Origin of the sequence: Paenibacillus sp. MSJ-34, from assembly GCF_018918005.1 — a bacterium.
Taxonomy (GTDB): domain Bacteria; phylum Bacillota; class Bacilli; order Paenibacillales; family Paenibacillaceae; genus MSJ-34.
Genome location: NZ_JAHLPR010000046.1, coordinates 46,748 through 58,779, shown reverse-complemented (window position 1 = coordinate 58,779; position 12,032 = coordinate 46,748). Strand labels below are relative to the sequence as shown.

Annotated in this window: 9 protein-coding genes and 1 pseudogene; 8 read left to right on the top strand and 2 right to left on the bottom strand. The window is 52.3% G+C overall.

Annotated features, from left to right (window positions below; translation table 11 throughout):
- Positions 1 to 201 precede the first annotated feature (201 nt).
- Complete coding sequence (rplT, locus tag KQI79_RS21605) at positions 202 to 561, top strand: 50S ribosomal protein L20 (RefSeq protein WP_216540379.1); 360 nt, start codon at positions 202 to 204, stop codon at positions 559 to 561.
- A gap of 267 nt (positions 562 to 828) precedes the next feature.
- Here the strand turns inward: rplT and KQI79_RS21600 are convergent, their stop codons facing one another.
- Positions 829 to 936 (bottom strand): putative holin-like toxin, encoded by a 108-nt coding sequence (locus KQI79_RS21600; RefSeq protein WP_216540378.1) that lies wholly within the window; start codon positions 934 to 936, stop codon positions 829 to 831.
- Positions 937 to 1,169: 233 nt separating this feature from the next.
- Between KQI79_RS21600 and KQI79_RS21595 the strand changes: the two genes are divergently transcribed.
- Positions 1,170 to 1,436, top strand: a complete 267-nt coding sequence (locus KQI79_RS21595; RefSeq protein ID WP_216540377.1) for a hypothetical protein — start codon at positions 1,170 to 1,172, stop codon at positions 1,434 to 1,436.
- Here KQI79_RS21595 and KQI79_RS21590 read toward each other — a convergent pair.
- Positions 1,418 to 1,885 (bottom strand): GNAT family N-acetyltransferase, encoded by a 468-nt coding sequence (locus tag KQI79_RS21590; protein WP_216540376.1) that lies wholly within the window; start codon positions 1,883 to 1,885, stop codon positions 1,418 to 1,420. The two genes, KQI79_RS21595 and KQI79_RS21590, sit on opposite strands and share 19 nt — an antisense overlap.
- Positions 1,886 to 2,364: 479 nt before the next feature.
- Here KQI79_RS21590 and ilvB point away from each other — a divergent pair, with 479 nt between their 5' ends.
- The 6 genes and pseudogenes from ilvB to KQI79_RS28050 all read left to right on the top strand — a co-directional run bounded on the left by ilvB (position 2,365) and on the right by KQI79_RS28050 (position 11,288).
- Positions 2,365 to 4,110 carry a biosynthetic-type acetolactate synthase large subunit gene (ilvB, locus tag KQI79_RS21585; RefSeq protein ID WP_216540375.1) on the top strand — a complete coding sequence of 582 codons (1,746 nt, stop codon included), beginning with the start codon at positions 2,365 to 2,367 and terminating at the stop codon, positions 4,108 to 4,110.
- Positions 4,111 to 4,602: an acetolactate synthase small subunit gene (gene ilvN, locus KQI79_RS21580; protein ID WP_216540374.1), complete on the top strand. Its 492-nt coding sequence runs from the start codon at positions 4,111 to 4,113 to the stop codon at positions 4,600 to 4,602. It abuts the gene before it with no gap.
- A gap of 122 nt (positions 4,603 to 4,724) precedes the next feature.
- Positions 4,725 to 5,717: a ketol-acid reductoisomerase gene (gene ilvC, locus KQI79_RS21575; RefSeq protein ID WP_216540373.1), complete on the top strand. Its 993-nt coding sequence runs from the start codon at positions 4,725 to 4,727 to the stop codon at positions 5,715 to 5,717.
- 811 nt (positions 5,718 to 6,528) lie between these two features.
- A complete protein-coding gene (locus KQI79_RS21570; RefSeq protein ID WP_216540372.1) occupies positions 6,529 to 7,413 on the top strand; it encodes a LamG domain-containing protein in 885 nt (294 codons plus the stop codon).
- Positions 7,414 to 7,424: 11 nt separating this feature from the next.
- Positions 7,425 to 9,107, top strand: a pseudogene (locus tag KQI79_RS28055) (endo-alpha-N-acetylgalactosaminidase family protein); the annotation flags it as partial.
- A gap of 138 nt (positions 9,108 to 9,245) precedes the next feature.
- Positions 9,246 to 11,288, top strand: a complete 2,043-nt coding sequence (locus KQI79_RS28050; RefSeq protein ID WP_367398224.1) for a cohesin domain-containing protein — start codon at positions 9,246 to 9,248, stop codon at positions 11,286 to 11,288.
- The last annotated feature ends 744 nt before the right edge of the window (positions 11,289 to 12,032 follow it).

Here is a 12,032-nt window from a genome sequence, read left to right as displayed (position 1 = left end):
TTCATGAAAATCACCCAATTCATTAGAAATAAAAAAAGCCTTCTCGGCGATTATTGGGGTGATTTTGAAAAGTCAAGAGGAATGTTTGTTCGCACCCCATGTTTGGGGGTGAAACAATAGAAGACCCTAGCTAGGAAGCTAGAGTCTGCAACGGAATGTGAATTCCGAGAAGCTTATAAAAATATTGGGAGGTACTTCAAAATGGCAAGAGTAAAAGGCGGATTTGTAACGCGTCGTCGTCATAAAAAATATTTGAAGCTTGCTAAAGGCTACTTTGGCTCCAAACATAGAATTTTCAAAACTGCAAAAGAACAAGTCAACAAATCGTTGCTGTATGCATACCGCGATCGCCGCAACAAAAAACGCGATTTCCGCAAATTGTGGATCGTGCGCATCAACGCGGCCGCTCGCATGAACGGTTTGTCCTACAGCAAATTAATGCATGGCTTGAAACTGGCCGGCGTGAATATCAACCGCAAAATGTTGGCCGACTTGGCAGTAAACGACATCAACGCGTTCAATTCTTTGGCCGGCGTAGCCAAAGAAAAAATCAACGCCTAATATCGCTGCGCCTTCCGAAGGCGCGGGTAGAAGCGCGAATAGCCGTCACTTGGAATGCCCGATGAGCGCAACGCTCGATCGGCGGCATGTCCTTGGTGACGGTTTTTTTGTGTCGAATTGCGCGTTGCGGGCAAGGACGCTATGTGATACGATGGAAATGAAGAAGAGCCGGCGGCAACCGGCTCCGGCGTATAATAGCCGCCTATAGGCGGGGTTTCAAGGAATCAGCTTTAAAGAGTAGGCCGCTACCCTTCTGACGAGGGCGGCCTATTTCTTTTTGCCGAAATGAGCAAGCAGCGTCACGACCAGAGTCAACAACGCAAATATCCACAGTCCGAATTGGAACATGACGGATAATGCTTCATATGTGCTCATTAAGGCATCCCCCCCATCGAAGAAATCGTACTTCGAAGCCGCAGAGTTCAGCCGCTTGCCCCCTCAAAACCGTCCTATTATACGTAGAGATATTGTACCACATTTTTACAGATTTTCCTACTCAAAATGAAAGCCTTCCCATATCTTTTTTCCGCCGGTTGGACAACGACACAAGCATTGCTATTAAAAAAGAATAGATTATAGAGAATACAAATCGAAGGAGGGAACGAAGCATGAAAAACTCCGTGACGAAAAGTCAGGCGCAGAAATTGCTGGGCAAACAGATTTACGCGGTCCGCAAAGACGGTACGGTAGTATCGGGCAAATTGGTTCGCATATCCGGCAATCAACTGATACTGCAAAAAAAATCAGATAAAAAAGCACAGACTAAAGCGATTATTCCGCTCGTATTATTCGATTTATTGGCGATCGGCACCGGTCCGTACGGATACGGCTATCCTTATGGAGGATATTACGGCGGCTATCCGTTCATATGGTAATCCGGGGTTGACAACGATTTATTCATTTCGAAACAATAGGTTTCCGGCATATAGCGAACCGTTCGGTATCCTAGCCGTTCATAGAAATGCAGCGCATACGTATTGCGAATGTCGACTAACAGCTTGGCCCGCTCGCATCCGCGCTTTTTGGCGGCGGATTCGCAGCGGGCCATTAACTTTGTGCCGTAGCCTTTGCCGCGGTAGGAACTGTCGATTGCGAGCATATCTACGTACAACAGCGCGCCGTGAACCATAAAATGAACGAAACCGAACGGTTCGCCGTTCTCCTCGTCTGCGGCAACATAGGTGATTCCGTTTTTCAGGCGCATCGGCATTTCCTTCCTTAATTGCTCGTCTGTGTATTGAAAATGGGAAAGCGGCAACAATTCGCGTTGAATTAAGCGGATAATGGCGGGGTCGTCGAGGCGCGGCCTCCGTATACGAATCATGTTATGCCTCCTGTTCGTGCGGTTCTGGGGTATTGTATTTTATGCACGAACGCGCGCTTCGGAACCTTTTTTACGATTGCTATTGACTAATGGTAGGACTAGGAATATAATATTCCTTAACATTTGAAACATACTGCAATCGGCAATGAAGAGGACGAAGCGATAAGGGCCCTTATGCTCAGAGAGTGTGCGGATTAGCTGCAACCGCCACCTTAATCCCTTATAGGCGAGCTCACCTCGGAGCTGTTTCCCTGAAAAATCAGGCTAGCATGATCTATTAGGGGAAATCGTCGGGCGTACGTTACACGTCAGGGTATGATGCGAATCGTACTCGGCAAGGTCGGCCATTGCGAAGTGGTCGGCAAATTTGGGTGGTACCACGGAAGCGACAACCTTTCGTCCCTCGGCACAGTCTATGTGCGAGGACGAAAGGTTTTTTTATTTTACAGGAAGTTCAAAAACTTTGAGGAGGAAAGCCAATGAACGCACATCAAGCAACAACAATGCGGTCAAAAGAACAATTACGTGAAAAATGGATGAAGCCGGAAGTCATCACAGGTTCGGAAATTTTGCTTCGCAGTCTGCTGTTGGAAGGTGTCGAATGTGTGTTCGGTTATCCCGGCGGGGCAGTATTGTATATTTACGATGCGATGCACGGCTTTACGGATTTCAACCACATTTTGACACGCCATGAACAAGGCGCCATTCATGCGGCGGACGGTTATGCGCGGGCCAGCGGCAAAGTCGGCGTCTGCATTGCGACGAGCGGTCCGGGCGCGACGAATTTGGTAACGGGAATCGCAACGGCATATATGGATTCGGTGCCGCTGGTCGTCATTACCGGGAACGTCGCGACGACGGCGATCGGCACGGATGCGTTCCAGGAAGCGGATATTACCGGCATTACGATGCCGATTACGAAGCACAGCTACTTGGTTCGCAATGTCGAAGATTTGCCGCGCGTCATTCACGAAGCGTTCCACATCGCATCGACCGGCCGCAAAGGTCCGGTATTAATCGACATTCCGAAGGACGTTTCGGCGCAGACGACGCTGTTCAAACCGGTCACGGAAGTGAACATTCGCGGGTACAACCCGACGGTTCAGCCGAACAAGCTGCAAACCGACAAGATGATCAAGGCGATCGAAGAGGCGGAACGGCCGATCGTGCTGGCCGGCGGCGGAGTCGTTTATTCCGGCGGACACGATGAGCTGTACGAGTTTATTACGAAAACGCAAATTCCGGTCACGACGACGCTGCTCGGATTGGGAGGATTCCCGAGCGGGCACGAGCTATGGATGGGCATGCCGGGCATGCACGGCACGTACACGGCGAACTTTGCCATCCAGCAAGCCGATTTGCTGATCAATATCGGGGCCCGCTTCGACGACCGGGTAACGATGAAGCTGGAAGGCTTCGCGCCGAACGCGAAAATCGTGCACATCGACATCGATCCGGCCGAAATCGGCAAAAACGTCAAGACGGACATTCCGATCGTGGGCGACGTCAAATCGGTGCTGCAAGTATTGAATAAAGACGCCAAGAGAACGGACAAAGCGGATGCCTGGCGCGCGCAAATCGCCCGTTGGAAACAGGAAATGCCGCTCAAATACGTCGATTCCGACAAGGAATTGAAGCCGCAATGGGTCATCGAAATGATCCACGAGACGACCAAAGGCGACGCGATCGTCACGACAGACGTCGGGCAGCATCAAATGTGGGCGGCGCAATATTATAAATTCAACCAACCGCGCTCCTGGATCACCTCCGGCGGTTTGGGCACGATGGGATTCGGCTTCCCTTCGGCGATCGGCGCGCAGCAAGCTCATCCGGACCGGCTCGTCGTTTCGATCAACGGGGACGGCGGCATGCAGATGTGCGCGCAGGAACTGGCCATTTGCGCCATTAACAATATTCCGGTCAAAGTCGCGATCATCAACAATCAAGTGCTGGGCATGGTTCGGCAATGGCAGGAAATCATTTACGACAATCGCTACAGCCATATCGACTTGGCCGGCAGCCCGAATTTCGTCAAGCTGGCCGAAGCCTACGGTGTGAAAGGATTGCGCGCGACGAACAAGGAAGAAGCGCTCAGCGCATGGCGCGAAGCGATCGAAACGCCGGGTCCGGTCGTGGTGGAATTCGTCGTACGCAAAGAGGAGAACGTCTACCCGATGGTTACGCAAGGTTCGACCATCGATCAAATGATATTGGGGGATTCGTAAATGACTGCGACAAAACATACGCTAGCCGTTATCGTCAACGATCAGCCGGGCGTGCTGCAGCGCGTGTCGGGGTTGTTCGGACGCCGCGGTTTTAATATCGAGAGCATTACGGTCGGGCCGTCGGAAGAAGAAGGATTGTCCAGAATGGTCATCGTCACTTCCGGCGACGACAACACGCTGGAGCAAATCGAGAAGCAATTGTATAAGCTGATCGATGTCATCAAGGTCATCGATTTGGGAGCCAAACCGATGGTCGGACGCGAGCTTGCGCTTCTGAAAGTGAAAGCCGAGCCAAGCATGCGTCCGGAAATTATGGGCGTCGTCGAGACGTTCCGCGCCGCGGTGGTCGATATCGGGACGCATAGCATGATCGTGCAAGTCGTCGGCGATTCGGATAAAATCGACGCCATGATCGAATTGATGAAGCCTTACGGCATTCGCGAGTTGAGCCGTACCGGCGTCACGGCGATGATTCGCGGCAACGCGCAATAACAAAGGAATCAAATGCCCGCTTAAGCGGGTGTTTGAGAGGATGTGCGGATTGCGTACTGCGGACGTCCTTTGAAACACCCGCTTTAAGAAGGGGCTTATATTTTAAAGGAGGAACGAATACAATGGCAGTAACAATGTACTATGAAAACGATGCAGATTTAGGTGCTCTTAAAGGAAAAACGATTGCGGTTATCGGGTACGGCAGCCAAGGTCACGCCCAAGCGCAAAACTTGCGCGACAGCGGCTTGAAAGTCATTATCGGTTTGCGCGAAGGGAAATCCGCCGACAAAGCCCGCAACGACGGGTTCGAAGTGGTATCCGTTGCGGAAGCGACAAGCCGCGCCGATGTGGTTCAAATTTTGATGCCGGACGAAACGCAAGCGAGCGTATATAAAAACGAGATCGAACCGAACTTGAAAAAAGGCGCGGCACTCATGTTCTCCCACGGGTTTAACGTGCATTTCGGCCAAATCGTCGCTTCCAAGGACAACGATGTATTGCTCGTCGCTCCGAAATCGCCGGGCCATCTTGTACGCCGCACTTATGTAGAAGGTTTTGGCGTACCGGGCTTGATCGCCATCGAACAAGACGCGACAGGCAATGCGAAAGCGATCGGCCTCGCTTATGCGAAAGGGATCGGCTGCACGCGTGCCGGCGTCATCGAGACATCGTTCCGCGAAGAGACGGAAACGGATTTGTTCGGAGAGCAAGCGGTATTGTGCGGCGGCGTGAGCGCGTTGATCAAAGCGGGCTTCGAAACGTTGACCGAAGCGGGATACGCGCCGGAAATGGCTTACTTCGAATGCTTGCATGAATTGAAGCTGATCGTCGACCTGATCTATGAAGGCGGTTTGGCGACGATGCGCGACTCCATCAGCAATACGGCGGAATACGGCGACTACGTTACAGGCCCTCGCATCGTAACGGAAGAAACGAAGAAAGCGATGAAAGAAGTATTGGCCGATATTCAACAAGGCAAATTCGCTCGCGACTTTATTCTTGAAAATCAATCGAACCGCGCCTTCCTGACGGCTACCCGCCGCAATGAAGCGAATCATCCGATTGAAGTGGTTGGCGGACAATTGCGCGAATTGATGCACTGGATTAAGAAGTAATCATTGCTTATATCGATGCGTTGAACCGGCGGATCGAGAAGCGGGAAACGATAACGCCCGGAGGGGCAACGTAATGTTATGTTAATACGAAGATAATTTGAGGAAATCGGTGGTTTCGGCCACCGGTTTTTTTTGTGTTCCAGCGGTGCGTGGAAGAGTGCCCGCGGGTTCATGCTGTACATAATACAACATTTCCTCGACTCTCCATACTCAAGTGGTCCCCATCTTGTAATATATACAGCATCATGGCGTCATAACGGGTCATTTTGGCCATGTACTTACAATTAGGCTGTACATTGTGCAACATAAGGCTCTATTCCTTCCTTTTTACCCTCCGTATGATGTATTTCGTGCAACTTAGGTGTAGACCGTCCCAGAAGATTGTTCGCCCGCCGCGAAGTTCGCCGATAGAGATTTCTCATGCGTTGCTTCAGGCTGCAATGGTTCCAACGAACCTAAGGGAAGATATTTTGCCGGATCGGGCAGGTCCTAAGTGTTGGTTTCGAAACGATGCGGGCAGCGGAAATTGTCAATTGCGAAAGAACGGTGGCGGCCGGGAGAGCAAGATGGTTCCCTCGGCTTATTTGCGTGCCGTCATAGCAGTATTTGCTGGATGATGAGAACCTTTGTCGAAGTAAAAATAGTTAAGTTAGTAGTCAAAATATTGTATAGGTCGGGCATTGATTTTGTATTAAGATCGGAACGTAAAAAGTTGAAAAAAGGGGTGGTATTGGAAGGCTAGCCAAAAAATTATCGAATAACGATCATACCAAGAGGATGAGAAGAGGAGCCCGCGGAGGCGGCGGCTTGCATGGGGCTTCCCTCTTCCGGGAAAGGACGGATGGAATTGAAAAGCAATGGGAAAAGAGCAAAGTTCTCCGTTATACTTACGGCAATGCTGATGCTGACCTTGGCCGTACCGTGGTCGTCCGCTTTCGCCGCCCAAGATGAGGAGGCGAATCCGGCGAAAGCGGCGGTCGGCGCCACGCCGGCGAATCCCTATCATGTTACTTTCGAGGACGGGAATAACGGGGATTGGAAAGCGGGCGACGGAACCGTTACGCTTAACGTCAAAGACGGCGCGTTGAACGTGGACAATAGAGGAAGAACCGCCATTTACGACAACCAGGCGCCGTCTGTCAAGAACGGCTACTTATCCATGAAAGTTCGGTTTGAAAGCGAGCCGAAGCAATTCGGCATTCTGTTCCGCTATATCGACAAAAACAATTACGCCGGCTTGATTCAAGACGGGCAGAACAATTGGTTATATTATACGATGATCAACGGTCAAGAAGGGTACGGCGGCATTGCGACGAAACCGTACAATCTTGCGGCGGGCCAAACCTATCATTTCGAGGTGACGTTCGACGACGGCAATGCGGCGTTGAAAATTGACGGCAACGAGTTGTTCAGCGGCTCGATCGGCGCGCTGCCTGTCCAAAACGGGAAAATCGGAATGCGATCGTGGTTCGCGAACAAAAGTTGGAACATCGAGGAAGTCACGTACTATGGATTGGACGGAGGCTCGGAACCGAATCCGGACGCCGAGATCATCGAACTGACATCCTCGTCGGGAGCCGTGTCGGCATTCGTGGACAATACGTTTCCGCGCGTAGACCATTACGTGCTCAGAGCGGAAGGTGAAGACGATGTAGAGGTGTATGCGCAAGAGGATCCGGGCTATTCGCTCCGGTAGGTCCGGATACGGCGAAGTATGCGATGATGGTTGACGAGATCGTCAAGTTGACGGTGTTGGTCAAAGCGGAGAACGACGGCCTCGATTTGCGGGTGACCGAGATTGAGGAGTCGAACGGCTTTCAATTGAAGTCGTTGGAATTCCCGGACCACAGCCTCGTTTCGATCCGTTCCACCCAGCCGAAAGCGCAGGAAACCGCCGCTTGGATTACCGGGGGCTGGAATACGATTAACGAAGAGTATAACGATTTGAACAATAACGCCGCGAACGTGAACGGCGGGCGCACATACGCATTCCTTAGTACCGACCGCATGGCGGCGACATTGCTCAGCAACTCGGTCAACGGCAACGATAAAGTCCGCGTCAAAGTCGCGGATCATGCAAGCGGTTACAAAAAAGCCGAGCTATGGAGCGGTGCGTGGACGTATCGCGAAAGCGCGGCGGTGGAACCGGAGCAACTGCCGTTATGGGCGAAAGTCGTCTTTGCCGGAGATGAAAACGCGGACGGCGCCATCGATTGGCAAGACGGGGCGGTCGCATTCCGCAAAGCGGCGGAAGCGAAGGACGAGGCGACAGGCCAATACGCCATGGCTCCTTACGGTCACGAGATGATCCGCGACAACATTTCGTATATCAGCATGAATATCGGTTCTACGACGACGATGCCGTTTCTGCGCGCCTTCGACAATGCGAAGAAAATATCGAATTTGACGGACGGATTCGGGCAAATCGTGCTGTTTAAAGGATATCAGGCGGAAGGACACGACGATTCCCATCCGGATTACGGCGGCCATATCGGCATTCGCCAAGGCGGGGCGAAGGATTTCAATTATGTGTTGAGCGAAGGGAAAAAATATAACATTAAAGGCGGCGTCCACATTAACGCCACCGAATATATGCTTGACGCATTCGAACTGAAATATGACAATTTGAATCAGCCGCTCGGCAAAGGATGGGGCTGGCTCGACCAAGCCTATTACGTCGATCAGCGCAAAGATATCGAATCCGGCGAGTTGAAACGCCGCTTGGATATGCTGAAAGCCGATACGGGCGACAATTTGTCGTTCGTGTACGTGGACGTCTATTCGGGAGCGGGTTGGAATGCGAAAAAGATGGGCGAATATATTAACGCCAACGGCTGGATGCTTGGAACGGAATTTGCCGGACCGTTATTCGAACAAGCGGCTTGGGTTCACTGGGGAACCGATCCCGGATATCCGAACCAAGGCAACAGCAGCAAAATCATTCGTTTCATTCGCAATCATGTAATGGACGGCTTCATGAGCGATCCGCTCTTGAAAGGCAATAAGCAGGTCGGCGTCGGTTATTGGCAGAAGCAATCGGATTTTTACAGCTATAACCGGACGACGGAAGCGTTCTTCAATCATAATTTGCCGACGAAATATATGCAGCATTTCCCGATCGTGAAATGGACGGACAACCGGATTGATTTCGAAGGAAACGTCTATGTGGAGCGCGGGCAAGACGGCAAAATCCATCTGTATAAAGACGATCGTCAAATTGCTGTCATGAGCGACGACAGCGGAATTGCGGCCAGCACGGTCTTCGTTCCTTGGAATCCGCAAACCGAAGAGAAAATCTATCATTGGAATCCCGCCGGCGGGCAGACGACTTGGGACGTACCGCAATCCTGGAGCGGCGTCGCGGCGGCGAAGTTGTACAAATTGACGGATACGGGGCGCGAATTTGTAAGCGATGTCGCCATATCTTCCGGCAAAGCAACGCTTAACGCGGAGGCGCGCACCGGTTACGTTCTGTATAAGCAAGACCCGGGCGAGCAGGCGGAGACGGTTTGGGGCGAAGGCGGGCATGTGAAAGATCCGGGTTTTGACAGCCATACGTTTAACGAGTGGAGTAAATCGTCGAGCTCCGGAGATGCGAACCATATTGCGATGACGGTAGACGGCAACGGCGACGGGCAGTTGCAAATCAAAGGTTCGGGCGATGCAACCGTATCGCAGCCATTGACGGGGCTGACGCCAGGAAAGTATTATACGGCATCGGTATGGGGCAAAGTGGACGGCGTGCGCAAAACGAGCATTACGGTGCAGCAGGGAGAAGACAAGGCGACCAACTGGATGGACAACACGAGCCATCAATATTTGGCGCAGCAGCATAAGTATGTGAGCACCCATTTTCAACGCATCAAGGTGACGTTCCAAGCGAAGAGCGACATCGCGACGCTGCTTCTGCAGGCGGAAGCGGGCGACGCTACGGTCACGCTGGACGACGTGCGCGTATGGGAGAATCCGTCGCATACCGCTCCGGCGGGAGCGGTATTGTACGAAGACTTTGAGAATGTGGACGAAGGGTGGGGACCGTTCGTTTACTCCAAACTGGGTCCGGTGCGCACCCATTTGGTAGAGAGCAACGGCAATCAATATATGTCCTATGTGCTGGAAGGCCGTTATTCCTTAAAAACGAACGAGAGCGGCACCGGCGAATGGCTGCGGACGCTGCCGCAAACGCTGCGGCTGGAAGCGAACACGACATACCGGTTGACGATGGATTACAATGCCGAGACGAAAGATATGTACAGCGTTGCCGTTCGGGTCAAAGAAGGAAGTGCGGTGCGTGATTTGACGCAGACGACTTTGGACGCCGGCAAGGGCAAGCTGGATGTTACGTTTACGACGGATGAAGGCAAAGAACCTTACTTGGCCATTATTAAAAATTTCACGAATAACAACGCCGAATTGACCGGCACGCTAGTCGTAGACAATATCCGCGTTGTAAAAGGCGGCGGTGCCAACATCGCTCCGGTTGTGAAGGAAGAGATCGCGGATCGCACGATTGCGCTCGGCAGCGGCAATGTAGCGATCGATATTAGCGGAACGTTCCATGACGAAGACGGAGACGCATTAACGTATGCCGCCGCTTCCAGCGATGAGACGAAGATTGCCGTCTCGGTGGAAGGCGAAGCCGTCGTGCTGCGGCCGGTGGCTGCAGGTAGGGCGATAATCACGGTAACGGCCGACGACGGCGGCGGCGGAACGGCCAGCGCCGAGTTTCAAGCAACGGTGACGGCAACGAGCGATCCTGCGGCGACGTTAACCGGTCCGGGCACAGTCCAGGCCGGGCAGCCATTCGCGGTGACGTACGGATTGGCCAATGTTTCTCAGCATGTTTACGCTCAGGATATTACCATTCGTTACGACAGCGGGCGATTGGAGTTCGATTCCGCGGCTTCGCTGCGTGACGGCATGGAAGTGATCGAAACTGCCGCGAAGCCCGGGGAAGTTCGTCTGATCGCGGTAAGCCTCGGTCCGGATCATGCGGTAGTCGGCGGGGATGTGCTGGAATTGCGATGGAAAGCGAAACCTTTATCCGAACCTGCGACGGGAACGATTGAAGTAGCGCAAGCCGTTATTGCCGATGAGAAGGGCAATGAAACGACAATCGAGGGCACGCAGCATGCCGTTCGGATTACCGTGACGGATAAGCGCGCGCTGAGCGCGTTGATTGCGGAAGCGCAATCCGTGCATGACGCCGCGGAGGAAGGAACCGGAGTAGGACAATACCCGGCCGGATCCAAGGCGATACTGCAGTCGGCGATCGACGCGGCTAAGGCGGTTGCCGATCGCGCCGAAGCGTCGCAAGAAGAGATCGACGCGGCGGAAGCGGCGCTGCGCGCGGCGTTGAACGCATTTAAAGAATCCGTCCATAGCGGCGTTCCGGGCGATTTGAACGGCGACGGCAAAGTAAGCATCGGCGATTTGGCGATCGTGGCGGCCCATTACGGCAAAACGTCGAGCAGTCCGGATTGGAACATCGCGAAGAAAGCGGATATGAACGGCGATGGAAAAATCGACATCGACGATTTGGCGGCAGTGGCCAAATTGATCCTTCAATAGCGCGGCAATAAAATATAAAGCGGTTGGGCAGAGCTTGGAACTGTCCAGCCGTTTTTCGCTATACTTGGCGAACCCTCGTCTTGGGATCGTTTGGGGCGGAATTTCTGCATAATGAGTCAATTTCAAATACCGCAGCGGCTGACGACCCGTCGGGCGGGGGGCTAACGAAACGTATACACGCTATTAGCCTGTAAATTGCCTTGTTGCCGGTGTAACGAAACGAAAACACGCTAATGAGGGGGAAAAAGCGATAAAACGGCCGATTTCCAAGGAATAACAATACGTACTTTCGTTAGGAAGGGAACCACTTCATTTTGAGCCCAATAAGGATTGCCAGTTTCGTTTACAGCCAAACAAGAGCGCCGCGCGAATCGCCTTCGAAATGTAGGGAAACATCTCCTTCTATATGCGCATTAAAGCCGTTATATCAATGGTTGCGAATGATGAAATTGACTCTTTTCGCAGGCTTTTTGCCTCATTTCCTGTTTCACAGGGCAAATATTCCATGAAATCGAATCCGCAGCCTTTCTCGATGCCGCGCCAGTGGTTACAATCGCAATTTTCTCTACTTAGCGAGTCTTTTCTATCCCTTTTGTCGATATCCCTCTCGATCAGAAAGCCTGTTTCTTGCCGCCTAGCAGCGTTGTTCTCGTTACGGGTTGCCGCAGATATGATACCCGTTTTCCGTTCCGCTTCCCAGCAGCCATACGATGTTTGCCGCTATCCTGAGCGAACGGAATTTCG

Bases quoted from the DNA above. Each gene is read 5' to 3' on its own strand.
- KQI79_RS21600 (WP_216540378.1), bottom strand. From the start codon at position 936: ATGAGCACATATGAAGCATTATCCGTCATGTTCCAATTCGGACTGTGG.
- KQI79_RS21590 (WP_216540376.1), bottom strand. From the start codon at position 1,885: ATGATTCGTATACGGAGGCCGCGCCTCGACGACCCCGCCATTATCCGC.
- KQI79_RS21570 (WP_216540372.1), top strand. From the start codon at position 6,529: ATGGGGCTTCCCTCTTCCGGGAAAGGACGGATGGAATTGAAAAGCAAT.
- ilvN (WP_216540374.1), top strand. From the start codon at position 4,111: ATGACTGCGACAAAACATACGCTAGCCGTTATCGTCAACGATCAGCCG.
- KQI79_RS21595 (WP_216540377.1), top strand. From the start codon at position 1,170: ATGAAAAACTCCGTGACGAAAAGTCAGGCGCAGAAATTGCTGGGCAAA.
- ilvB (WP_216540375.1), top strand. From the start codon at position 2,365: ATGAACGCACATCAAGCAACAACAATGCGGTCAAAAGAACAATTACGT.
- rplT (WP_216540379.1), top strand. From the start codon at position 202: ATGGCAAGAGTAAAAGGCGGATTTGTAACGCGTCGTCGTCATAAAAAA.
- ilvC (WP_216540373.1), top strand. From the start codon at position 4,725: ATGGCAGTAACAATGTACTATGAAAACGATGCAGATTTAGGTGCTCTT.